This window comes from Streptomyces sp. NPDC001513 (genome assembly GCF_042894695.1).
GTDB lineage: Bacteria > Actinomycetota > Actinomycetes > Streptomycetales > Streptomycetaceae > Streptomyces.
In genome coordinates, this window is record NZ_JBIAVU010000016.1 from 100,815 (window position 1) to 122,632 (window position 21,818).

The 21,818-nt window shown below is 72.9% G+C and carries 18 protein-coding genes and 1 riboswitch; of the genes, 11 read left to right on the forward strand and 7 right to left on the reverse strand.

Features of this window, described 5'->3' with window-relative positions; translation table 11 throughout:
* Positions 1–47: 47 nt before the first annotated feature.
* Together ACFYZ4_RS31715 and ACFYZ4_RS31720 are read left to right on the forward strand one after the other, a co-directional pair.
* A complete protein-coding gene (locus ACFYZ4_RS31715) occupies positions 48–1,190 on the forward strand; it encodes a molybdopterin-dependent oxidoreductase (RefSeq protein WP_390785454.1) in 1,143 nt (380 codons plus the stop codon).
* On the forward strand, positions 1,190–1,594 hold the full coding sequence (locus ACFYZ4_RS31720; protein WP_390785455.1) for a hypothetical protein: 405 nt from the start codon (positions 1,190–1,192) through the stop codon (positions 1,592–1,594). The genes ACFYZ4_RS31715 and ACFYZ4_RS31720 overlap by 1 nt, the downstream gene beginning before the upstream one ends.
* 93 nt (positions 1,595–1,687) lie before the next feature.
* On the opposite strand, the gene ACFYZ4_RS31725 is transcribed toward ACFYZ4_RS31720, so the two are convergent.
* From ACFYZ4_RS31725 to ACFYZ4_RS31735, 3 genes are read right to left on the reverse strand one after another with little or no spacing between them, the layout of a single operon-like run.
* Positions 1,688–2,347, reverse strand: a complete 660-nt coding sequence (locus ACFYZ4_RS31725; protein ID WP_390785456.1) for a class I SAM-dependent methyltransferase — start codon at positions 2,345–2,347, stop codon at positions 1,688–1,690.
* Positions 2,344–2,964, reverse strand: a complete 621-nt coding sequence (locus ACFYZ4_RS31730) for a DUF2064 domain-containing protein (protein ID WP_390785457.1) — start codon at positions 2,962–2,964, stop codon at positions 2,344–2,346. Before ACFYZ4_RS31730 ends, ACFYZ4_RS31725 begins: the two co-directional genes overlap by 4 nt.
* Positions 2,961–3,677, reverse strand: coding sequence for a glycosyltransferase family 2 protein (locus ACFYZ4_RS31735; RefSeq protein WP_390785458.1), 717 nt, complete (start codon positions 3,675–3,677; stop codon positions 2,961–2,963). Before ACFYZ4_RS31735 ends, ACFYZ4_RS31730 begins: the two co-directional genes overlap by 4 nt.
* A 124-nt stretch (positions 3,678–3,801) precedes the next feature.
* Here ACFYZ4_RS31735 and ACFYZ4_RS31740 point away from each other — a divergent pair, with 124 nt between their 5' ends.
* Together ACFYZ4_RS31740 and ACFYZ4_RS31745 are read left to right on the forward strand one after the other, a co-directional pair.
* Complete coding sequence (locus ACFYZ4_RS31740) at positions 3,802–4,635, forward strand: response regulator transcription factor (RefSeq protein ID WP_390785459.1); 834 nt, start codon at positions 3,802–3,804, stop codon at positions 4,633–4,635.
* On the forward strand, positions 4,628–5,737 hold the full coding sequence (locus ACFYZ4_RS31745) for a sensor histidine kinase (protein WP_390785460.1): 1,110 nt from the start codon (positions 4,628–4,630) through the stop codon (positions 5,735–5,737). Before ACFYZ4_RS31740 ends, ACFYZ4_RS31745 begins: the two co-directional genes overlap by 8 nt.
* 52 nt (positions 5,738–5,789) lie before the next feature.
* Here the strand turns inward: ACFYZ4_RS31745 and ACFYZ4_RS31750 are convergent, their stop codons facing one another.
* Complete coding sequence (locus tag ACFYZ4_RS31750; protein WP_390785461.1) at positions 5,790–6,854, reverse strand: NAD-dependent epimerase/dehydratase family protein; 1,065 nt, start codon at positions 6,852–6,854, stop codon at positions 5,790–5,792.
* Positions 6,855–7,004: 150 nt separating this feature from the next.
* Here ACFYZ4_RS31750 and ACFYZ4_RS31755 point away from each other — a divergent pair, with 150 nt between their 5' ends.
* From ACFYZ4_RS31755 to ACFYZ4_RS31765, 3 genes are all read left to right on the forward strand, one after another.
* Positions 7,005–7,652, forward strand: coding sequence for a carbonic anhydrase (locus ACFYZ4_RS31755; RefSeq protein WP_351298668.1), 648 nt, complete (start codon positions 7,005–7,007; stop codon positions 7,650–7,652).
* A gap of 98 nt (positions 7,653–7,750) precedes the next feature.
* Complete coding sequence (locus ACFYZ4_RS31760; RefSeq protein ID WP_390785462.1) at positions 7,751–8,398, forward strand: L-threonylcarbamoyladenylate synthase; 648 nt, start codon at positions 7,751–7,753, stop codon at positions 8,396–8,398.
* A 107-nt stretch (positions 8,399–8,505) separates the two neighbouring features.
* Positions 8,506–8,826, forward strand: a complete 321-nt coding sequence (locus ACFYZ4_RS31765) for a hypothetical protein (RefSeq protein WP_351298673.1) — start codon at positions 8,506–8,508, stop codon at positions 8,824–8,826.
* 38 nt (positions 8,827–8,864) lie between these two features.
* Here the strand turns inward: ACFYZ4_RS31765 and ACFYZ4_RS31770 are convergent, their stop codons facing one another.
* From ACFYZ4_RS31770 to ACFYZ4_RS31780, 3 genes are read right to left on the reverse strand one after another with little or no spacing between them, the layout of a single operon-like run.
* Entirely contained in the window at positions 8,865–10,037 is a 1,173-nt protein-coding gene (locus ACFYZ4_RS31770) for a bifunctional 2-methylcitrate synthase/citrate synthase (RefSeq protein ID WP_390785463.1), read from the reverse strand.
* Positions 10,038–10,054: 17 nt separating this feature from the next.
* On the reverse strand, positions 10,055–10,960 hold the full coding sequence (gene prpB / locus ACFYZ4_RS31775; RefSeq protein ID WP_390785464.1) for a methylisocitrate lyase: 906 nt from the start codon (positions 10,958–10,960) through the stop codon (positions 10,055–10,057).
* Positions 10,960–12,480, reverse strand: coding sequence for an MmgE/PrpD family protein (locus tag ACFYZ4_RS31780; RefSeq protein WP_390785465.1), 1,521 nt, complete (start codon positions 12,478–12,480; stop codon positions 10,960–10,962). The genes prpB and ACFYZ4_RS31780 overlap by 1 nt, the downstream gene beginning before the upstream one ends.
* Before the next feature lie 215 nt (positions 12,481–12,695).
* Between ACFYZ4_RS31780 and ACFYZ4_RS31785 the strand changes: the two genes are divergently transcribed.
* From ACFYZ4_RS31785 to ACFYZ4_RS31800, 4 genes are all read left to right on the forward strand, one after another.
* On the forward strand, positions 12,696–14,126 hold the full coding sequence (locus ACFYZ4_RS31785) for a short-chain fatty acyl-CoA regulator family protein (RefSeq protein ID WP_390785466.1): 1,431 nt from the start codon (positions 12,696–12,698) through the stop codon (positions 14,124–14,126).
* Between the two features lie 57 nt (positions 14,127–14,183).
* Positions 14,184–14,407: riboswitch (cobalamin riboswitch) on the forward strand.
* A gap of 169 nt (positions 14,408–14,576) precedes the next feature.
* The gene (metE, locus tag ACFYZ4_RS31790) at positions 14,577–16,901 is read left to right on the forward strand and encodes a 5-methyltetrahydropteroyltriglutamate--homocysteine S-methyltransferase (RefSeq protein WP_390785467.1); all 2,325 of its coding nucleotides are present in this window, start codon (positions 14,577–14,579) and stop codon (positions 16,899–16,901) included.
* A gap of 164 nt (positions 16,902–17,065) precedes the next feature.
* On the forward strand, positions 17,066–17,917 hold the full coding sequence (gene folP / locus ACFYZ4_RS31795) for a dihydropteroate synthase (RefSeq protein WP_351298692.1): 852 nt from the start codon (positions 17,066–17,068) through the stop codon (positions 17,915–17,917).
* A complete protein-coding gene (locus ACFYZ4_RS31800; protein WP_351298689.1) occupies positions 17,914–21,804 on the forward strand; it encodes a hypothetical protein in 3,891 nt (1,296 codons plus the stop codon). Before folP ends, ACFYZ4_RS31800 begins: the two co-directional genes overlap by 4 nt.
* The last annotated feature ends 14 nt before the right edge of the window (positions 21,805–21,818 follow it).

Consider the following 21,818-nt stretch of genomic DNA (forward strand, 5'->3'; position numbering starts at 1 on the left):
AGGTGTTCCGGCAACCTGCGCGTGCCGTGCGGGGGTGTGATGGAGGCATGCGTTTCCCCCTTCCTCCCCGGCCGCCCGTCACCTTCAAGGCGCGCCTGCACGATGCCCGTACCGCGACCGCGATCGGCCGCTGGCTGGGCCTGGCCATGGTCGTCTGCTTCGCGACCGGTGTACTGAGCCACTACCTCCAGCACCCGCCGGGATGGCTGGCCGACCGGCTGCCGAGCCGGCCCTCTTGGGGCTACCGGCTGACCCAGGGCCTGCACGTGGCGTCCGGGACCGCCGCCATCCCGCTCCTGCTGGCCAAACTGTGGGCGGTCTACCCACGGCTGTTCGCCTGGCCCCCGGTGCGCTCGGCGCTCCACGCACTGGAGCGGATCTCGGTGGCCGTTCTCGTCGCCGCCGGACTGTTCGAGCTGTTCACCGGCCTGCTGAACACCTTCCAGTGGTATCCCTGGCCCTTCGACTTCGTTCCCGTGCACTACGCGGTCGGCTGGCTCCTGATCGGCTCGCTGGTCTTGCACGTCGCCGTGCAATGGCCGAAGATCCGGGACCACTTCACGCGCCGTTCCCCCGGAACCCTGGCCCTGCCCGAAGCCGACGGGCCGGACCGGCGCCAGCTCCTCCTCGGCGTCACGGCCGCGGTCGGAGCGGTGACGCTCACCACCGTGGGACAGTCCGTGACCGCGCTCGGTTCGCTGGAACTGTTCGGCCCCCGCAGCCCCGACCACGGGATCCAGGGACTGCCCGTGAACCGGACGGCAGCCGCGGCCCGTGTCACCGAGGCCTCGCTGGCCGCGTGGCGGCTGACCGTGGACGGGCCCCGCCCGTACACCCTGACCCTGGACGAGCTGCGCGCCATGCCGCAGCACGAGGTGACCCTGCCCATCGCCTGCGTCGAGGGATGGAGCAAGTCCGCCCACTGGACCGGCGTACGGGTACGGGACCTGCTGGAGCGCGCGGGTGGCGGCCCGGGAGCGCGGGCCCGCGTGGTGTCCCTGGAGGCGGCCGGCGCCTACCGGGTGATGGACATGGGCCGTCAGTACGCACAGGACCCGCTCACGCTGCTCGCGCTGCGCCTCAACGGCGCGGTGCTGTCCCTGGACCACGGCTACCCGGCGCGGATCATCGCCCCGAACCGGCCCGGTGTCCTGCAGACCAAGTGGGTCGGCCGACTGGAGGTCGCGTGATGAACGGGCGCTACGTGGCAGGGGCCTTGGGGCTGCTGTCGGCGGCCTGGGGCGGGTGGCTGCTCCTCGGGCAGCGCGAGCCGTGGCGGATCGCCGTCTGGCTCGGGGGAGCGGTCGTGGTGCACGACGGGTTCGTCGTCCCCCTCGTGCTCGCGATCGGTGCCCTCGCCGCCGCGGCGGGGCTGCGCCTGCGCGGGATCCCGCGCGGGGCCCTGATCGTCGCGGGCTCGCTCACCGTGATCGCCCTGCCCCCGCTCCTGCGGCCCGGAGGCGTGGCCAACCCCACCGTCCTGCCGCTGGACTACCTGCGCAACTGGCTGCTCGCCATGGCGGCCATCGCGCTGCTCACCCTCGCCTACGCCGGCACACGTGCCGTGCTGCGCAGGGTGGGCCGACGCGCCTGATCGGGGGCGTCGGCCCACCCTGCGCAGAGAACCGCCGTGGTGGGATCCGTACTGCTGCGGATCCCACCACGGCGGTTCCCCGCGCGGCATCCGTCAGCGGGTGAGGTGCACGAAGTGCCGGCCCGCGGACTGCCAGGTGTCGTACGGGATCCAGTGCGCGGCCTTCGCCTCGGCGCACAGGGCGCGGGTGCCGAGCCGAGCCCACCAGAAGGACGCTCCGCGGCCGCCGTTGCCGTCCTCGACGTACACCTCGACGCGTTCGTCCACGTCGGCCGCGGCCACCTCCACCAGCAGGGAGCCGCCGGGCGCGGTCAGTTCGGCGGCGCGGCGCAGCAGGGCCGCGGGGTCGCCGCCGATTCCGATGTTGCCGTCGATGAGCAGGACCGTGCCCCAACTGCCCTGGCAGGGAAGCGGGTCGAACACCGACCGGCACAATGCGCTGCCACCCGCCCGCACGGTACGGGCCACCGCCTCGGGGGTGACGTCCACACCGAGGGCCGTGTGCCCGAGCCCGGCGAGGGCGGCGACCAGCCGGCCCGGCCCGCAGCCGATGTCGAGGACGGGCCCGGTACATCGGGCCAGGACGGTGTCGTCGGCCGAGTCGGGCTCGGCGCACCACCGCTCGACTTCGAGCGGCAGCAGCCAGCCGTCGTGACGACGCAGATAGAGCGGGCCCTGGCCGGCGCGCAACGCGTCGGCGTACGGGTCGGCCTGCCAGGTACCGGTCGCCGGTTCGGTGACCTGGGCCGTCATCGGGTCACCGCGCACAGGCCGGAGTGCAGTGTGGCGAACCGGGTCCGCGGCGCGGCCGCCGCGACCCGTTGCGCGTCGGCGGGGGTGTCCACGTCGCAGAGCTCGGGCAGGTCGCGTACGGCCAGCCCGGCATCGCTCAGCCGCCGCCGCTGCACCGCGCCGGTGTGCGCCACGGACATGGGAACGCCGAGCAGCAGGGACGGGTCGGGGTCGGCCAGGCCCAGCGCCCAGAACCCTCCGTCGTCGGCGGGCCCGAACCAGGCGTCCGCCTCGGTGAAGTCGAGCCCGAGCGCGAGCAGGCCGGGGGTGACCTGCGGGGTGTCCATGCCGATCAGCAGGGCCGGTCCGCCGGCCAGGGCGAAGGCGGCGGCCAGCCTGGCGTCCAGGCCGCCCGTACCCTGCGGGACGACCTCGATGCCGTCCGGGATCCAGGGCCCCGGTCGGCCGTCGAGGACCAGCACGCGGCGCCCGGCCGGCGTGGCCAGGACCGCCGCGAGGGTGTCCTGGAGCGAGGCGAGGGCCAGGTCGGCTGCCTGCTGCGGGGTGAACGCGGTGGTCAGACGGGTCTTCACGCGGCCCGCGACGGGCGCCTTGGCGATGACGAGGAGGGTGCTCATGCCACGATCCCCTCGGCCGGTGCGGGTCGGGTGCCCGGTGGCTCGGCCAGGACCCGGCGCATGTCGCGGACGGCGTGCCAGGTCCCCCGCCAGGTCCCGGTGACCTTGGACTTTCCGGAGCGGGGCAGGTACGGGATGTCCGTCTCGGCCACCCGCCAGCCCGCGTCGGCGGCCCGTACGACCATCTGGAGCGGGTAGCCGCTGCGCCGGTCGGTCAGCTCCAGGCCGAGCAGCGCCGCGCGGCGCGCCACCCGCATCGGTCCGAGGTCGTGCAGCCGCAGGCCGGTGCGGCGGCGCAGCATGCGGGCCAGGGCGATGTTTCCGGCACGTGCGTGGGCGGGCCAGGCGCCGCGTCCTTGCGGGCGGCGCCGGCCGAGCAGCAGGTCCACCTCCCCGGCGGCGACCCGCTCGGCCATGCCGGCGAGCAGCGCGGGGTCCATGGAGGCGTCACAGTCGCAGAAGCAGACCAGATCGGCCCGCGCGGCGAGCAGCCCGGCATGACAGGCGGCGCCGAACCCGCGCCGGCTCTCGTGCACGACGGTGGCGCCGAGGCGGCGGGCGATGTCCGCCGAGCCGTCGGTGGAGCCGTTGTCGACGACGATGGCCCGCCACCCGGCCGGCACCCGCGCCAGCACCCAGGGCAGGGCCTCCGCCTCGTCGAGGCACGGCAGTACGAGGTCCGCGCGGGGCGGACGACAAGCAGAAGAAGTCACCCTCCACACCGTAGGAACCGGACGGCGAAGAACGGCGCCCGAAGACCTTACGAAACGCGGACACCGCGTCGCCTGGCGGCAGGCCCGGGTCCGCACGGGACGGGCGCGATGTCACTCTTGGGGCATGGCATCCAGCATCGAAACCGGCCCTGGCCCTGACCACGGCCCCGGCCCCGACCGTCGCGCCGTGCCCGGCGACGTCACGGGCCGCGTCCTGGTCGTGGACGACGACCCGACCGTCTCGGAGGTCGTCGCCGGCTATCTGGAGCGGGCCGGGTTCACCGTGCACCGGGCGGCCGACGGCCCGGCCGCGCTGGAGGCCGCCGCCCGGCACCGGCCCGACCTCGTCGTCCTGGACCTGATGCTGCCCGGCATGGACGGCCTGGAGGTCTGCCGTCGGCTGCGCGCGAACGGGAACGGGACGCGCTCCGTGGCCGTGGTCATGCTCACCGCGCGCGGTGACGAGGACGACAGGATCCTCGGCCTGGAGGTCGGCGCGGACGACTACGTGACGAAGCCGTTCAGCCCGCGCGAGCTGGTCCTGCGCGTACGGTCGGTCCTGCGCAGGGTGTCCTCGGCCGTCCCGGCCGACGAGCCGCGGCTCGCGGCGGCCGGCCTGACCGTGGACCCCGCGGCCCGTCGGGCGACGCGGGACGGAGCGGAACTGGCCCTCACTCTCCGGGAGTTCGACCTCCTCGCCTACTTCCTGCGGCATCCCGGGCAGGTCTGCGACCGGGAGCGGCTGATGCGCGAGGTCTGGGGCTGGGACTTCGGCGACCTCTCCACCGTGACCGTTCACGTCCGCAGGCTCCGCAGCAAGATCGAGAAGGATCCGGCCGATCCGCAACTGATCCGGACGGTATGGGGCGCCGGATACCGTTTCGAGGCGGGCCCGTACCCGTCCGATCGCGCGGAGTCCGCAGCCGGGACCCGGGTGGCGGCGGACGGACATGCGTGACCTGCTGCTGATCGCCCTGTACGCCTTCCTCGGAGCGGCGGGCGCCGGGCTGCTCGGCGCCGTCGCCCTGCGGATCCTGCGGCGGCGCAGCGTCGCCGTGTCCCTCGCGGTCGTCGCGGCGGTCGCCGTGTCCGCGATGCTGGCGGGGACGCTCGCGGTGGCCTGGGCGATGTTCCTGTCCTCCCACGACCTCACCGTGGTGACCACGGTCGTCGCGATGGCCGCCGCCGTGTCGCTGGGCACGGCCCTGCTGCTGGGCCGGCAGGTCGTGCGGCGCATCCGGGAACTCGTCGGAGCGGCACGCGACTTCGGGGAGGAGGGCACCTTCTCGGCTCCCGCCGTGCCCGCCCCCGCCGAACTCGCGGCGCTGAGCCGCGAACTGGCCCTCACGAGCGAACGCCTCGCCGCCTCGCGTGACCGCGAGCGGGCCCTGGAGACATCACGGCGCGAGCTCGTGGCCTGGATCTCGCACGATCTGCGGACCCCGCTGGCCGGGCTCCGTGCGATGTCGGAGGCGCTCGAAGACGGCGTGGTGGCCGATCCGGCCCGCTACCACCAGCAGATGCGCGCCGAGGTGGAGCGCCTCAACTCCATGGTCACCGACCTGTTCGAGCTGTCCCGCATCCATGCCGGGGCCCTGTCCCTCAGCCCCACCCGCATGTCCCTCTACGACCTGGTCGGCGACGCGCTCGCGGGCGCCGATGCCCTGGCCCGTGAGCACGGCGTACGGCTGGCCGGCGGGAGCGTCGCCCCGCTCCCGGTCGAGGTCGACGGCAAGGAGATGACGCGGGTGCTGTCCAACCTGCTGGTCAACGCCATCCGCCACACCCCGGCCGACGGGACCGTGGCGATCGCCGCGGAACGCCGCGCGCACGCGGTCGTCCTGTCGGTCACCGATGCCTGCGGCGGGATCCCCGAGGAGGACCTTCCGCGCGTCTTCGACACCGGCTGGCGGGGGTCACAGGCGCGCACGCCTCCCTCGGGCGCGGGTCTGGGGCTGGCGATCGTCCGGGGCATCGTCGAGGCCCACTCCGGCCACGCCGACGTCCACAACGTGCCCGGCGGATGCCGCTTCGAACTGACCCTCCCGGCCCCCGCGTAGGCCGAACCCGGCCGGTGCACCGCGTACCGGACCGGAGACGACGCCCGCGTGCTCAGCCGGCGGTGCCCGCCGACGCGCGCTGCCCGGCCCGGGCGAACTCGGCCATCCCCTCGACGAAGCCCACCTCCGGACGCCAGCCCAGCTCCGCACGCAGCCGGGCGGAGTCGGCGGTGATGTGCCGTACGTCGCCGAGGCGGAACTCCCCCGTCACCACCGGGGCCGGTCCGCCGTGCGCGGAGGCCAGCTCGGCGGCCATCTCCCCGACGGTGTGCGGTTCCCCGCTGCCCGTGTTGTACGCGGTCAGCGTGCCGGCCGGCCCGCTGCCGACCGCCTCCAGGGCCACCGCGTTGGCCGAGGCCACGTCCGCGACGTGCACGAAGTCCCGGCGCTGCGCGCCGTCTTCGAAGACGCGCGGTGCCTCGCCCCGGGCGAGCGAGGAGCGGAAGAAGGAAGCGACGCCCGCGTACGGGGTGTCACGCGGCATCCCCGGTCCGTACACGTTGTGGTAGCGCAACGAGACCGCCCGGCCGTCCGTGCACCGCGCCCACGCCGCCGCCAGGTGCTCCTGCGCGAGTTTCGTGGTGGCGTACACGTTGCGCGGATCGGTCGGCGCGTCCTCACCGACCAGCCCCGGCGCGAGCTCGGCCCCGCACGCGGGACAGCGCGGCTCGAACCGGCCGGCCGCCAGGTCGGCCGTCAGCCGGGGGCCGGGGCGCACCACCCCGTGGCGCGGGCACGCGTAGCGGCCCTCCCCGTAGACCACCATCGACCCGGCGAGGACGAGTTCCCGAACCCCGGCGGTCGCCATCTCCGCCAGCAGTACGGCCGTGCCGAGGTCGTTGCAGCCGACGTACTCGGGGGCGTCCGCGAAGTCCTTGCCGAGTCCGACCATGGCCGCCTGATGACACACGGCGTGGACCCCGCGCAGCGCGGCCCGTACGGCGCCGGCGTCCCGTACGTCGGCCCGGACGAACTCCGCGTCGGGCAGCGCCGGCGTGCCGGGGTGGGCGGCGGGCAGCAGGGCGTCGAGGACCACGGGGTCGTGGCCGCGGCCCCTGAGGGCGGTGACGATGTGGGAGCCGATGAACCCGGCCCCTCCGGTGACGAGTACGCGCATACCCGGGACGTTACGCAGCGCGGAATCCCGTAGGGGTCTCCCACGCGCGCACGTAAGACTTCCGTCATAGGGGCGCCCGGGCCGGTCCGGCGGGCGGGACGACGGGCCCCTGGCCGCGCGGCTCGGCGGGGCTTCTCGTACGCTGCCGCCATGGCTTCCACTCCCGTCCCTCCTGCTCAGGCGCTCGACGACCTCCTCGCCGGGAACCAGCGCTTCGTGGCCGGGGCGCCGCAGCACCCGAACCAGGACGCCGCGCGCCGGGCCGAGCTCGCCCCGGCCCAGCAGCCCTTCGCCGTGCTGCTCGGGTGCTCCGATTCGAGGCTGGCCGCCGAGATCATCTTCGACCAGGGACTGGGTGACCTGTTCGTGGTCCGCACCGCCGGCCACGTCCTGGGCCCGGAGGTGCTGGGCAGCATCGAGTACGGCACGAGCGTGCTGGACTGCCGCCTCGTGGTGGTCCTCGGACACGACTCGTGCGGCGCCGTCGCGGCCGCGCGTGCCGCCGTGGAGGAGGGGCTGCCGGCCGCCGGGTACGTCCGCGACGTCGTCGAACGCGTCACCCCCAGCGTGCTCGCGGCCCGCGCCGCCGGACTCACCGCGGACAGCGACCTCATCGACACGCACATACGGCACACCGTGGACCTGCTCCTCGACCGCTCCCGCGTCCTGGCCGACCAGGTCTCCTCGGGCCACACCGGCGTCGTCGGCCTCGCCTACCAGCTCGCCAACGGCAGCGCCCGACTCGTCACCGCCCACGGCCTCCCCACCGCGACCTCGTCCGCCGCACCCACCGGCTGATCACCCCTACGGCTGAATCCAGGCCCGGAACCCCGAGCCCGGCGGGCTCGGCGCTGCGTACGATGCCGCCGAGACCCACCCGAGTGAAGGACGGACCCATGGCCGAGCGCTACGACTGCTCCGAGGCACCCCAGCGCGCTGCCGGGCTGAGCGCGGCGACGTCGGCCGTGCGGGGCGGCCGGCTCGTCGTACTGCCCACGGACACCGTCTACGGCATCGCCGCGGACGCCTTCGACCCGCAGGCGGTGGCCGCCCTGCTCGCGGCCAAGGGGCGCGGCCGGCAGATGCCCTCACCCGTCCTCATCGGTTCCCCGGCCGCCCTGGACGATCTCGTCACCGACCTCCCGGACGACGCCTGGAAGCTCGTCGAGGTCTTCTGGCCCGGCGCTCTCACCCTCGTCGCCCGGCACCAGCCGACGCTGAAATGGGATCTCGGAGACACCAACGGGACGGTCGCCGTCCGCATGCCGCACCACCCGCTCACCATCGAACTCCTCGACCAGACCGGCCCCATGGCGGTCTCCAGCGCCAACCTCACCGGCCGACCCTCCCCACAGGACTGCGACGCCGCCCGGCACATGCTCGGCGACTCCGTCGCCGTCTACCTCGACGGCGGCCCGACCCCCGCCGCCGTGCCGTCGTCGATCGTCGACGTGACCGGCCCCGTCCCCACCCTCGTCAGGGCCGGCGCGCTGACCGCCGAAGAGCTCCGCACCGTCGTCCCGGACCTGCACGTACCCGCCTGACGGGCCCGCTCCTGCCGCACCGATTCCGGGACGTACGGACCCGCAGGCGGCGCGCGACGGCCGATCGGGTCACACTGGCAGGAAGACGCGAGCGGCAGGGAGGCGGGATGAGCTGGGCATCATGGACCACACGCGGGATCTTCACCGGGCGCGGCGGGGTCGAGACCGGCGAGACCGGCGAGAGCGGGCACGTCCTCACCGGTGAGCTCGACATCCACACCACCTGGACCGAGGACGACAGCCTCGCACACATCACGGTGCAGTACGCCGGGGCGTCCGACTGGCTCCCGCTTGCGGGAAGCCCCGTCCTGTGCCCCAGCGAGGGCGCGAGCCGCGACCTGCACGACGCGGTCATCCACGCCATCCGAGGCGGAGCCGCCCGTCCCCTGGGCGCCGACATGCCCCGCGCCGACCCCGCGGCTCCGTAGCGGCTCCGTGGCGGCCCCGACCCGCGTGCCCCCCGGTGTCAGACCGCCCGGGGCAGCGGCCGCTGCGGCGGACCGGTGTACGCGCCGAGCGGCCGGATCAGCGCGTTGTGCCCCAGCTGCTCGGTGATGTGGGCCGTCCATCCGGTGATCCGGCTCATCACGAACAGCGGGGTGAACATGGGGACGTCGAAGCCCATCAGGTGGTAGGCGAGGGCCGCCGGGTAGTCGAGGTTCGGGTGGATGCCCTTGCGGTCGATCATCGCGTGTCGCAGGGCCGCGTGCAGGGCCGCGAGGGTGCCGGCCTCCCGGTCTCCCGTCCGGTCTCCCTTCCCGTGTCCCTCCCGGTCTCCGGCCCGGGCGACGAGCCGGTCGGTGGCCTCCTGCATGATCGGGACGCGGGAGTCGCCGTGTTTGTAGACCCGGTGCCCGAACCCCATGATCTTGCGCTTGTCGGCCAGGGCCCGGTCGAGCCACTCCCCGGCCCGTTCGGGATCGCCGATCTCCCGCAGCATGTGCATGACCGCCTCGTTCGCTCCGCCGTGCAGCGGACCCTTCAGGGCGCCGATCGCCGCCGTCACCGCGCTGTAGAGGTCGGAGAGGGTGGAGGTGACCACCCGCGCGGTGAACGTCGAGGCGTTGAAGCTGTGTTCGGCGTAGAGGATCATCGAGATCTCGAAGCAGCGGACCACCTCCGGGGCGGGCACCTCCCCGAAGCACATGTGGAAGAAGTTCTCCGCGTACCCGAGTTCCGGATCGGGTCGGACGGGATCCTGCCCGAGGCGGCGCCGGTGATCGGCCGCCACGACCACCGGCAGCCTGGCCAGGAGCCCGAGCGACTTCGTGAGGTGTCCGGCCGTGCCCTCCTCGTCCTCGGTGGGGTCCTCCGCGCCGAGGAAGCTGACGGCCGTGCGCAGGACGTCCATCGGGTGGCAGGTCCGGGGCAGGCCCGCGAGGAGTTCGGCGGTGGTGCGGTCGAGCGGGCGCAGCGCGCGTTCCCGGGCCCGGAACCGCTCCAGCTGTCCGGCGTCGGGGAGTTCGCCGTACCAGAGGAGGTGGGCGACCTCCTCGAAGGAACAGCGTGCGGCGAGGTCCTGGACCGGGTAGCCGCGGTAGGTCAGGGAGTTGGTCTCCTCGATCACGGTGGAGATCGCGGTGGTGTCGACGACGACACCGGCGAGTCCGCGGTGGATCTCAGGGATGGTGGCGGTCATGGCGCACTCCGGTGGGATCAGGTGCCGGGAGGCAGGGTGAAGTCGAAGACGTTCCCGTCGAAGGCCGAGTACGCGTCGTACCCGAGGACCTCGTAGAGCCGGGAACGGGTCTGCATGCGGGGGAGGAGCGATTCCTGTGTTCCCTCTTCGGCGAGCGTGCGCAGGCCGTCCTCGACCGCGCCCATGGCGAGGCGGAAGAGGGTGACGGGATAGATCACGAGGTTGTAGCCGAGGTCCTCCAGCGTGCGCGCGGACAGCAGCCGGCCCTTGCCGAGCTCGGTCATGTTGGCCAGCAGCGGCACGTCCACGGCCGCGCGGAACGCCTCGAACTCGGCCTCGTCGGCCAGGGCTTCGGGGAAGACGGCGTCCGCACCCGCGTCGACGTATGCCTTGGCGCGGTCGATCGCCGCTTCCAGCCCCTCCACCGCGCGGGCATCGGTACGGGCCATCAGCAGGAAGTCCGCGTCCCTGCGGGCTTCGACCGCCGCGCGCACCCGCCGCACCATCGTCTCCCGCGGGACCACGGTCTTCCCGTCGAGATGGCCGCAGCGCTTGGGGTTGACCTGGTCCTCCAGGTGGAGGCCGGCGAGACCCGCGTCCTCCATGAGCTGGACGGTCCGGGCGGCGTTCAGCGGCTCCCCGAAGCCGGTGTCGGCGTCGACGAGGGCGGGCAGGTCGGTGGTCCGGGTGATCTGCTGGGCGCGGGCCGCGACCTCGGTCGAGGTCGTCAGGCCGATGTCCGGCAGCCCCAGGTCCGCGGCGAGCACCGCCCCGGAGAGGTACACCCCGTCGAAGCCGGCCTCCTGGATCAGGCGTGCCGAGTACGGATTCACCGCGCCGGGCATGCGCAACAGCCGGCCGGAGGCGAGCTGTTCCCGGAAACCCCGGCGCCTGGAGGCCGCGGTGGTGTGGGTGTGCAGCATCAGAACAGTCCCTTCGGGAGCGTCCTGTCGTACGCGGCCGTACGGCCCGTGTCGACCGCGGGGAACAGGGCGGCGAGCCCGGCGGTGTCCAGTTCCGCGAGTCGGCCGGCCGCGTCGAGGAAACGGTCCTGGGCGTCGGCCGTGACGATGCCCTCGGTCAGGCTGCGGAACTTGCCCGTGTAGGCGGCCCGGTCGAAGGGCCGGGCGCCGGCGGGGTGGGCGTCCGCGACGCCGAGCTCGTCCTCGATGACGCTGCCGTCGTCGAGGGTGATCACCAGGCGGCCGCCGAAGGCCCGGCGCTCGGGATCGGGGTGGTGGTAGCGGCGTGTCCACTCGGGGTCCTCGACGGTGGAGATCTTCCGCCAGAGGGCGACGGTCTCCGGACGCCGCGCGCGCTCGGGGGAGTAGGAGCGCTCGTGGTGCCAGGTGCCGTCCTCCAGCGCGACGGCCAGGATGTACGGGACGGAGTGGTCCAGGGTCTCGCGGCTCGCGGTGGGGTCGTACTTCTGCGGGTCGCCCGAGCCCGAGCCGATCACCTGGTGGGTGTGGTGGCTGGTGTGGAGGACGGCCTCGCGGATCCCGGAGGCCGGGACGGTCTTCTCCCGCATCCGGCGGGCCAGGTCGATGATCGCCTGGGCCTGGTACTCGGCGGAGTACTCCTTCGTGTAGGTGTCGAGGATCGCCCGCCGGGGCTCCCCTGGGGCGGGCAGCGAGACGCGGTAGGAGGCCTGCGGGCCGTTCAGCATCCAGGCGAGGAAACCGTCCTCGCCCTCGTAGACGGGGGAGGGGGAGCCCTCCCCGCGCATCGCCCGGTCGACGGCCTCGATCGCGGCTTTGCCGGCGAAGGCCGGGGCGTACGCCTTCCAGCTGGAGATCTCCCCCTTGCGGGACTGCCGCGTCGCGGTCGTGGTGTGCACGGCCTGCTGGACCGCCTGGTGGACGGTCGCGGTGTCGAGGTCCAGCAGGGCGCCTAGCCCGCAGGCGGTGGCGGCGCCGAGGTGGGCCACGTGGTCGATGCGGTGCTCGTGCAGGCAGATGCCCCGGACCAGGGCGACGTGCACCTCGTAGGCGGCGACGATCCCGCGCAGCAGGTCGGCGCCCGAGCGGCCGGCGTGCTGGGCGACGGCCAGCAGCGGCGGGATGTTGTCGCCCGGGTGGGAGTAGTCGGCGGCCAGGAAGGTGTCGTGGAAGTCCAGCTCGCGCACGGCCGTGCCGTTGGCCCAGGCCGCCCACTCGGGGGAGACCCGCACTTCCGGCGGCAGGCCGAACACGGAGCCTCCGGGCGTCGCCCGGTGGGGTGCGGCCTGGGCCCGGGCCACCGCGACGGGGCGGCGCAGCAGGGAGGCCACGGCCACGGAGGCGTTGTCCACGATCCGGTTCACCGCCATGTCGGCGGCCCGGCGGTCGAGGGCGGGGGGCCGCTCGGTGCCGGTGGCCGTCTCGGCCAGCTTCCAGGCGAGCTGTTCCTCGCGCGGGAGACGGTCGGCGCTGGGATGGACGCGTACCTCGTGCTCGATCACGGAACTCCTCGGGTGCGGAAATCGTCGGGTGCGGAAATCGTCGGGTGCGGAAATCGGGCGCTTCGATGTCTCACCCTTTCCCGCTTTCGGAGCCGGGTCGACCGCTCCAACCTGCGGAATCACTCCCGGGGAATCCTGCGAATCTGCGAATCTTGCGAAAGAGGCGAGTGCTACCTTCGCAAGAGAGGACCAGGTGGAAAGGGACGCTGTCGCCCATGGGACGTACGGTCGGACGCAAGATCTACGCCCACGCGAAACTGCGCAGACTGCGGCGCGAGCGGGGCATGAACCAGGTGGAGCTGGCCCGCGCGCTCGACCTGTCCACCAGCTACCTCAACCAGATCGAGCACAGTCAGCGGCCGCTCACCGCACCCGTCCTGCTGAAGATCGCGGAGGTGTTCGGGGTCGACCCCGAGTTCTTCTCCGAAGCCCATGAGGAACGCCTCACCACCGATCTGCGGGCCGCCCTCGCGGACGAGGCCGGCGGGGTCTCGGTGGCCTCCCAGGAGATCGCGGACATGGCCCGGGACCACCCGGACATCGCGAAGGCGCTCGTGGCGCTCCACCACCGCTACCGCGACGCGGCCGAGCAGGCGGCCGCCCTGGCTCCGCCGGGAGACTCGACCGCCGCGGTGCGCGCCGAACCGCACGACGAGGTAAGGGACTTCTTCTACGCCCACCACAACCACTTCGACGAGCTCGACACCGAGGCGGAAGCCGTCGCGGCGAACCTGCGCGGCGGCTCCGTGTCCCGTACCGCGGACCGTCTCGCGGAAGTCCTCGCCACCCGGCACGGAGTGACCCTCCTCGACGGCGCCCCCGACCGCTCCTCGGACGCCCGCCGGTTCGACCGCGACCGGGGCCTCCTGTTCCTGTCGCCCTGGCTGACCGACGCGCAGCGGGCCTTCCAACTCGCCACCCAGCTGGCGCTGCTGGCCCACGGCCCGCTGCTCGACTCCCTGGTGGACGACACCGACTTCGACTCCGAGGCATCCTCGGGGCTGGCCAGGGTCGGGCTGGCGAACTACTTCGCGGGCGCCCTCCTGATGCCCTACGGGCCCTTCCGGGCGGCGGCCGAGGAACTGCGCTACGACATCGAGCTGCTCCAGGCCCGCTTCGGGGTCGGTTTCGAGACGGTCTGCCACCGGCTGAGCACCCTCCAGCGCACCGGGCAGCGCGGGGTGCCGTTCTCGTTCCTGCGGGCCGACCGGGCCGGGAACATCTCCAAGCGGCAGTCCGCGACCGACTTCCACTTCTCCCGGCTCGGCGGCACCTGCCCGCTGTGGACCGTCTACGAGGCGTTCTCCGCCCCCGGCCGGATCCTCACCCAGGTGGCCGAAATGCCCGACGGAAAGAGGTACTTCTGGATCGCGCGGACCGTGACCCGCGGCGCCCACGGCCATCGCGCACGACGGGCCGAGTTCGCCGTCGCGCTGGGCTGCGAGCTCCGCCACGCGTCCCGGCTCGTCTACGCCGAGGGCCTCGCGGTGGCGGATCCGTCGGCCGCGACCCCGATCGGCCTCGGCTGCCGGATCTGCGAACGCCGCGACTGCGCCCAGCGGGCCAGGCCGCCGGCCGGCGGCCGGCTCGCGGTGGACCCCGACCGTCAGACGTACGTCCCCTATCCGGTGTTCACGGGCGGATGATCTCGAATCGCCGTCCGATATCTGGAACGCTCTGCCCATTCTTTAGTCCGGCCGCCTAGTGTGGACCTCGCAGCTGGTTCGCCCCCGTCCGCCAGGCGGGAGGCGTCGTAAGAGGGAACCCGGTGGGAATCCGGGACTGCCCCGCAGCGGTAAGTGGGAACGACCGCCGTCATAAGCACTGGGACCGGAACCGGTCCTGGGAAGCGACGGCCAGTAGGTGTCTGCCCGAGTGGCCGGCGTGCCCATGAGTCCGAAGACCTGCCCGTTGCCCGAGCGCGAACGATCGCGCCCGGTTTCCCGGTGACCTCGTGGGCGGGTCGGCGTGCTTTCAGGCGGATCCTCCCCGTCGCGTACCCGTACGTACGTGACCGGCGGTCCGCCCGTTCCGGCACCCTTCGCGCCTTCGGCCCCCACCGGGTCCATGGAGACACGCTCGCGAAGGAGAGTTCCGTGACCACCGAGTCCGCAGCCGCGGCAGTACAGGCCACCGTCCACGGCTACCCCCGCCAGGGTCAGAACCGCGAACTGAAGAAGGCGATCGAGGGCTACTGGAAGGGCCGCGTCACCGCGGACACCCTCCGGGAGACCGCCCACGAGCTGCGCCGGGCCAACCGGGCCCAGCTGGCCGAAGCCGGCATCACCGAGGTTCCGACCGGGGACTTCTCGTACTACGACCACGTCCTGGACACCACGGTCATGGTCGGCGCGATCCCCACCCGACACCGGGCCGCCGTCGAAGCCGACGCCCTGGACGGCTACTTCGCGATGGCGCGCGGCACCCAGGACGTGGCCCCGCTGGAGATGACCAAGTGGTTCGACACGAACTACCACTACCTGGTCCCCGAGCTCGGCCCCGACACCGTCTTCACCGCCGACTCCACCAAGCAGGTCGCCGAACTCACCGAGGCCCTCTCCGCGGGGCACGCAGCCCGGCCCGTGCTGGTCGGCCCGGTCACCTACCTGCTCCTGGCCAAGCCCGCCCCGGGCGTGGCTGCCGACTTCGAGCCGATCACCCTGCTGGACCGGCTGCTGCCCGTCTACGCCCAGGTGCTGGCCGAGCTCCGCGCGGCCGGTGCCGAGTGGGTCCAGCTGGACGAGCCCGCCCTGGTGCAGGACCGCACTCCGGCCGAGCTGAACGCCGCGGCCCGCACCTACCGGGAACTCGGCGCCCTCACGGAACGCCCGAAGCTGCTCGTCGCCTCGTACTTCGACCGGCTGGGTGAAGCGCTCCCGGTGCTGGCGAAGGCCCCGGTGGAGGGCCTCGCCCTCGACTTCACCGATGCCGCGGCCGCCAACCTCGCCGACCTCGCGGCGGTCGGCGGGCTCCCGGGCAAGCGCCTCGTCGCGGGCGTGGTCAACGGCCGCAACATCTGGATCAACGACTACCAGAAGTCGCTGACCACGCTCGGGACCCTCCTCGGGCTCGCCGACCGGGTCGACGTCTCCGCCTCCTGCTCCCTCCTGCACGTGCCGCTGGACGCCGGCGCCGAGCGCGACATCGACCCGCAGGTGCGGCGCTGGCTCGCCTTCGCCCGCCAGAAGACGACCGAGATCACCACGCTCGCCCGCGGCCTCGCCCAGGGCACCGACGCGATCACCGCGGAACTCGCCGCGAACCGCGCCGACCTGGCCTCCCGCGCCACCTCTCCGATCACCCACGACCCCGCGGTACGGGCCCGCACCGCGGCGATCACCGACGCGGACGGGCGGCGCCCCCAGCCGTACGCCGACCGCGCGGTCGCCCAGCGCGCCCACCTGGGGCTGCCGCTGCTGCCCACCACCACGATCGGCTCGTTCCCGCAGACCGACGAGCTGCGCGTAGCCCGCGCCGACCTGCGGGCCGGGCGCATCGACACCGCCGGCTACGAGGAGCGGATCAAGGACGAGATCCGGGAGGTGCTCGCGTTCCAGGAGAAGACGGGCATCGACGTGCTCGTGCACGGTGAGCCCGAGCGCAACGACATGGTCCAGTACTTCGCCGAGCAGCTGACGGGATACCTGGCGACCCAGCACGGCTGGGTCCAGTCCTACGGCACCCGGTACGTGCGCCCGCCGGTCCTCGCCGGGGACATCTCCCGTCCGGAGCCGATGACCGTGCGCTGGACGACGTACGCCCAGTCGCAGACGGGCAAGCCGGTCAAGGGCATGCTGACCGGCCCGGTCACCATGCTCGCCTGGTCCTTCGTACGCGACGACCAGCCGCTCGGCGAGACCGCCCGCCAGGTCGGACTGGCCCTGCGCGACGAGGTGAACGACCTCGAAGCGGCCGGAACCTCGGTGATCCAGGTCGACGAGCCCGCCCTGCGCGAGACGCTTCCGCTGCGCGCCGACGGCCACGCCGACTACCTGGCGTGGGCCACGGAGTCCTTCCGGCTGACGACCTCGGGCGTGCGGCCGGAGACCCAGATCCACACCCACATGTGCTACGCGGAGTTCGGCGACATCGTCCAGGCCATCGACGACCTCGACGCCGACGTCATCAGTCTGGAGGCCGCCCGCTCCCACATGCAGGTCGCGACCGAGCTCGCCGAGCACGGCTACCCCCGCGAGGCCGGCCCCGGCGTCTGGGACATCCACTCCCCGCGCATCCCCTCGGCCGCCGAGGCGGCGGCCCTCCTGCGCAAGGGGCTGGAGGCCATCCCGGCGGAGCGGCTCTGGGTCAACCCCGACTGCGGTCTGAAGACCCGCGGTTGGACCGAGACCCGCGCCTCTCTGGAGAACCTCGTCGCAGCGGCTCGCGAGGTCCGCGCGGAGACCGGCACCACGACCGTCTGATCCGCGTTCGGGTCGGAACATCCCCGACCGATGTTCCGACCCGAACGCGGGGACGTTCCCCCACACATGTCACAAAGGAGAGTGCGGTGACTGCGAAGCCCGCAGCCGCGGCAGCCGTCGTGAGCGCCGTCGACGGTCTGCCCGACTGGGACCGCTGCGCGGTCATGGGTGTCGTCAACGTGACCCCGGACTCCTTCTCGGACGGGGGCCGGTGGTTCGACACGGCCGCCGCCGTCAAGCGCGGCCTGAGTCTGGTGGCCGACGGCGCCGACCTGGTCGACATCGGCGGCGAATCGACCCGTCCCGGCGCCGCCCGCGTCGACGAGTGCGAGGAGGTGCGCCGGGTCGTTCCCGTCGTGCGGGGGCTGGTCGCGGAGGGTGTCCTGGTGTCCGTCGACACCATGCGCGCCGCCGTCGCCCGGCGGGCGGTCGAGGCGGGCGCGGTCCTCGTCAACGACGTCAGCGGGGGCCTGGCCGACCCCGCCATGATTCCGGCCGTGGCGGCCTGCGGCGTCCCCTTCGTCCTCATGCACTGGCGCGGATTCAGCCACGACATGAACAGCCGTGCCGTCTACGGGGATGTGGTGGCCGAGGTCGTCACGGAACTCCGCGACCGCATCGACGCCGCGGTCGCCGCGGGCATCGCCCCGGAGCGGCTCGTGGTCGACCCGGGACTCGGCTTCGCCAAGGAGGCACGGCACGACCTCGCCCTGGTGGCCGGGATGGCGGACCTGCGGGCCCTGGGGCGACCGGTCCTGGTCGCCGGTTCCCGCAAGCGGTTCCTCGGACACGTCCTGGCGGACGCGCACGGGACGCCGCCCCCGGCCCACCACCGGGACGCGGCGACGGCCGCGCTGTCGGCCATCGCCGCACACCAGGGCGCCTGGGCCGTACGCGTCCACGACGTACGGGCGACGGCGGACGCGGTCAGGGTCGCGCGCGCCGTCACCCCGTCGACGCGGACAAGTCCCAACAAGGAGACCGGCGTTCATGCGGGTTCTATGCTTGGGTTGTGACAAGCGAAGGCCGAGAGAGCGACGCCGGATCGGCTTCCGGCGCGAACGCCTACATCGGACGCGCCTGGCTCGTGGACGCGGTCGGGGAGTGGACGGCCTCAGGAGCGCGGCACTTGCTCCTCACCGGAGGGCCGGGAACCGGCAAGTCCGCTGCCGTCGACCACTTGTGGGGCAACAGCGGCGGCTGCGCCGCGGTGCACCGGTGCCGCGCCAACGACCGGCGGACCTGCGACCCGGTGCGGTTCGCCGAGTCGCTCGCCGAGCAGTTCAGTGCGTCCTTACCCGGGTTCGCCGACGCGCTCATGCGGGTCAGCACCGAACTGTCGGGACGCCAGGGCGAGGTGCGCATCGAAGGGTCCGCGTCGGCCGAGACGGTGTTCCCCGGGGGAACCGTCATCGGCGTCAAGGTCACGATCTCCAGCGTCTCCGCCGACGAGGCGTTCGACAGGCTGGTCCGCAGGCCCCTCGAACGGCTCGCGCCGGACCCCTGGCCCCTCGTGGTGATCGACGCCCTCGACGAGGCGCTCACCTACCGGACGCACCGGACCATCGCCGAGCTCGTCCTGGACGCGGTGGACGGGGTGCCCCTGCGCTTCGTCGTCACCTCTCGGCCCGACCAACGCATCGTCCGGGCCATCGAGGCCCGAGAGGACGCGGTCGCGCTCGATCTGGTCGCCGACGCACCCGATCCCGACGCCGACCTGGCGGAGTACGCCCTCCACCGGCTGTCGGCCGCCATCGGGGACCCCGCCGAACGCGAGGCCCTGGCCCTGCGGCTGGCGTCCGGCGGCGCGGGGAACTACCTGTACGTCTACCACCTCACCCAGGAGCTGATCACCGGCGTACGCGACGCCGGCGCACTCGAAACCGGGCCCGCTCTGCCCGGCGACCTCGAGGGCGTCTACGAGCAGTTCCTGCGCCGCGAGATCCGGCCGATCGGCAACACGGCCGCGGAGGAACGCTGGCGCACGCAGTTCCGGCCGCTCCTGTCCGTTTTGGTCGCGGCCCAGGGGGACGGCTTCACCACCCCGCAGCTCGCCGAGATCCTCGACGAGACCGCACGGACCACTCAGGACGCCGTCCAGGACCTCGGCCAGTACCTGGTAGGGGCCCCGCGCGGCCCCTGGACGCTCTTCCACCGCTCGTTCGCCGACTTCCTCCTGAAGGGTCTCGACCCGCGCCTCGACGTCGCGGAAGGACACGAACGCATCGCCGCCCACGCCTTCGACCAGTGGGAAGGCGCCTGGGCCGGCTGCGACGACCCGTACTACCTGGGGCATCTGCCGCACCACCTGATGACGGCCCTGGAACAGCCGGACCTGACCCGTTCGCGCGCCCGGACCCTCCGCGACCGGCTCTACGGTCTCGCGTGCTCCGCGGAGTTCCTCGCCGGTCAGCGGGCCGCGGCGCCCCACCGTGAGCCCCACCTGGGCACCCTCGCCCTCGCCCTGGAGTCCTCTCTCCGCGTGGGCGAGTACGAACGGGTCACCGCCCTGGCGCTCGCCTCGGCCCGCGCCCAGATCGAAGCCGACGCCCTCACCCCCACGGAGGCCGCCCTCAGGTGGGGTGTCGAGGCCGGAGCCGCCAAGGCGCGCACCTATCCCCAGGACGTCTCCCTGGTCTGGCATCTGCTGATCCTGGCAGCGGTCGGCTCCCGGGATCCCGGCAACCTGCCGCAGGTGGTGGATCTCGTACGGCGCTCCGGATTCGGTGTCATCGACCCGACCTGGTCCTCCTCCGTGGCAGCGCTCCTCGCCCCGCTGATGCCGGAGATGGACTTCGAAGGATGGAAGGCGATCCTCGACATCGCCGACGATGAACTGCTCGGATACCTGGCGTTCTTCCTGAGCGAGAGCGACAGCGGGGATCTGTGCATCTTCCCTGTTTTCAAGGTGCAGGAGGCGATCGTCCGGGCCCGGGCCGCCATGGAGGTCGTCTCACAGCTGGCCCTGGCCGGAGAAGACCTCGACGACCTGCCCGAACTCTGCGGGTACGTGATGGATGCGCACGAGTCCCACGAGCCCCACACTCGGGAAGGGAACCCGCACAAGTCCTATCTCTCCATGCCGGAGGTGCCCAATTCCGTCCTCGTGACAGAAGCCGCGCGGGGTCGATTCGATGTCGTGTACGCCGAGTTGACCGATCCCGTGCACAAGTACCACTACCGGCTTGACGCGAACGGGGTCTTCCTCGCCCGGATCGTCGAGGCGGCGGTGAGCGGCGACAACGAGGCGGCGTCCGTGCGGGAGCTGGGCGAACGGCAACTCGCTGACGGCACGGACCCGTGGGCGAGCCTGTACTACGCGAGGTTCCTCTTCGGCAAGGGGGACCCACGCGCGCACCGGTTCCTCGACCTGGCGGTCGAACGGGCCGACGCAGGCTTCGACGACGACTTCATGTGGGAGATGTACCGGGGGCACGTCGATCCGTTCCACGGTCCCTGCGACGTCGGTTTCAGGCTCGCGCTGATCCGGACGTTGTGCTCGTCCGGACGGTTGACCGAGGCCAGAGCCCAGGCCGATCAGATCATCGAGGCGGACCCCGCCGAAGTCGTCCGGGCCTTGTCGTACGTCAGTCGGGCGGAGACGGACACGGACCGGGCGGACGAGATCCTGGAGTCGGCGCGGCAGACCGCTGCGGCCGTGCCGGGCGACCTTCGCACCCAGGCGATGCTCGTCCTCGTCGACGGCGATCACGAGAGGCTGACGGGTGCGGTCGCCCGTTCCCTGGTGCGATCCCACGGCACGTCCATGGACTCCGCGGCCCTGTCGTGCCTGGCGTGGGCATCGCACGTGCGCGGCGACCGCGAGCGGGCGGCGTTGCTGGCCGGGCGGGCCCACGAGATGTTCACGGCGAAGCCTCAGAAGCGCCGCCTGCCGCGGACCAGGGACCGCATCGTCAAGAACCTCCTGCGCGCCCGGCGGCCGGACGAGGCCCTCGCGGTGCTCCGGACTCCGACGACGCATGTCGGCTCGATGCTGCTCCGTCTCCGGCCCGATGTCCGTCGAGATCTGATCCTGGGCGGAGAGCTCGAGGAGTTCGACCTGTTGGGCGGCGCCCAGGGCGAGTCGGACGAAAGGGCCACCGCATACCACTCGGCGCTGCAGGCGCAGGCCCTGACGGTGTGCTACCTGCGCGCCAAGGGCGATGTCGAGGGAGCCTCCCGCACCGCCGCGGCCGCTCGCCCCGGGCTCACCACGATCGTCGAAGCCCTGGAGGAAGAGGCACGGCACGGTCCGCGGAGCCACCTCGATGCCACCCTGAGCTACGGCAGCGAAGCCGAGGCCGCCCACGTGGCCATGTCCGCCATCGATCTGGGCGAGCCCGAGCTGGCCCGGACCTCCTTGCAGATCATGGAAGGCTGGGCCGGTCGGGCGCGATGGGCGGCGGCCGGCTGGGATGCCTTCCGCGGGTACTACGCCCGCGACGTCGAACACCTGCAGGATGACGACGCCACGCTGCACCGCGGGTCCCTCCTGGCCGCACAGCTGGCAGAGGCCCATCACCACGCGGGCGACACCGAACGGGCGAAGGCCTCGTTCGCCGAGGCCGAGCAGTGCGCATCCGGGATGACCGATGCGCACTGGCAGGCGAACACCTTCCGGTACATCGCCGAGACGGCGGCCCGGGCGGGCTGGTACGCCGAGTTGCGCGGGCTCCTGCCGTCGGCGACGCAGGTCCGCGGCGCCGCGCTGTCCTCCGTCGCCGAGATCCTCGTGGTGAAGGCGCTGAACGGCGACCGCGAGGCCAGGGACGAGTTCGACGCCCTCCTGCGGTCACGGACCCTCGCCAACTTCGACCACCCGGACCTGTTGAGCCTGCTGGCCGTCCTCAGCCGGGATCCGGCGGTCGAGGACCTGCTCCTCGCCGCCTTCCCGGATTCCTGAGCCTCGTCCCGGTC

Bases quoted from the DNA above. Each gene is read 5' to 3' on its own strand.
- ACFYZ4_RS31715 (WP_390785454.1), top strand. From the start codon at position 48: ATGCGTTTCCCCCTTCCTCCCCGGCCGCCCGTCACCTTCAAGGCGCGC.
- ACFYZ4_RS31720 (WP_390785455.1), top strand. From the start codon at position 1,190: ATGAACGGGCGCTACGTGGCAGGGGCCTTGGGGCTGCTGTCGGCGGCC.
- ACFYZ4_RS31725 (WP_390785456.1), bottom strand. From the start codon at position 2,347: ATGACGGCCCAGGTCACCGAACCGGCGACCGGTACCTGGCAGGCCGAC.
- ACFYZ4_RS31730 (WP_390785457.1), bottom strand. From the start codon at position 2,964: ATGAGCACCCTCCTCGTCATCGCCAAGGCGCCCGTCGCGGGCCGCGTG.
- ACFYZ4_RS31740 (WP_390785459.1), top strand. From the start codon at position 3,802: ATGGCATCCAGCATCGAAACCGGCCCTGGCCCTGACCACGGCCCCGGC.
- ACFYZ4_RS31745 (WP_390785460.1), top strand. From the start codon at position 4,628: ATGCGTGACCTGCTGCTGATCGCCCTGTACGCCTTCCTCGGAGCGGCG.
- ACFYZ4_RS31750 (WP_390785461.1), bottom strand. From the start codon at position 6,854: ATGCGCGTACTCGTCACCGGAGGGGCCGGGTTCATCGGCTCCCACATC.
- ACFYZ4_RS31755 (WP_351298668.1), top strand. From the start codon at position 7,005: ATGGCTTCCACTCCCGTCCCTCCTGCTCAGGCGCTCGACGACCTCCTC.
- ACFYZ4_RS31760 (WP_390785462.1), top strand. From the start codon at position 7,751: ATGGCCGAGCGCTACGACTGCTCCGAGGCACCCCAGCGCGCTGCCGGG.
- ACFYZ4_RS31765 (WP_351298673.1), top strand. From the start codon at position 8,506: ATGAGCTGGGCATCATGGACCACACGCGGGATCTTCACCGGGCGCGGC.
- ACFYZ4_RS31770 (WP_390785463.1), bottom strand. From the start codon at position 10,037: ATGACCGCCACCATCCCTGAGATCCACCGCGGACTCGCCGGTGTCGTC.
- prpB (WP_390785464.1), bottom strand. From the start codon at position 10,960: ATGCTGCACACCCACACCACCGCGGCCTCCAGGCGCCGGGGTTTCCGG.
- ACFYZ4_RS31785 (WP_390785466.1), top strand. From the start codon at position 12,696: ATGGGACGTACGGTCGGACGCAAGATCTACGCCCACGCGAAACTGCGC.
- folP (WP_351298692.1), top strand. From the start codon at position 17,066: ATGGGTGTCGTCAACGTGACCCCGGACTCCTTCTCGGACGGGGGCCGG.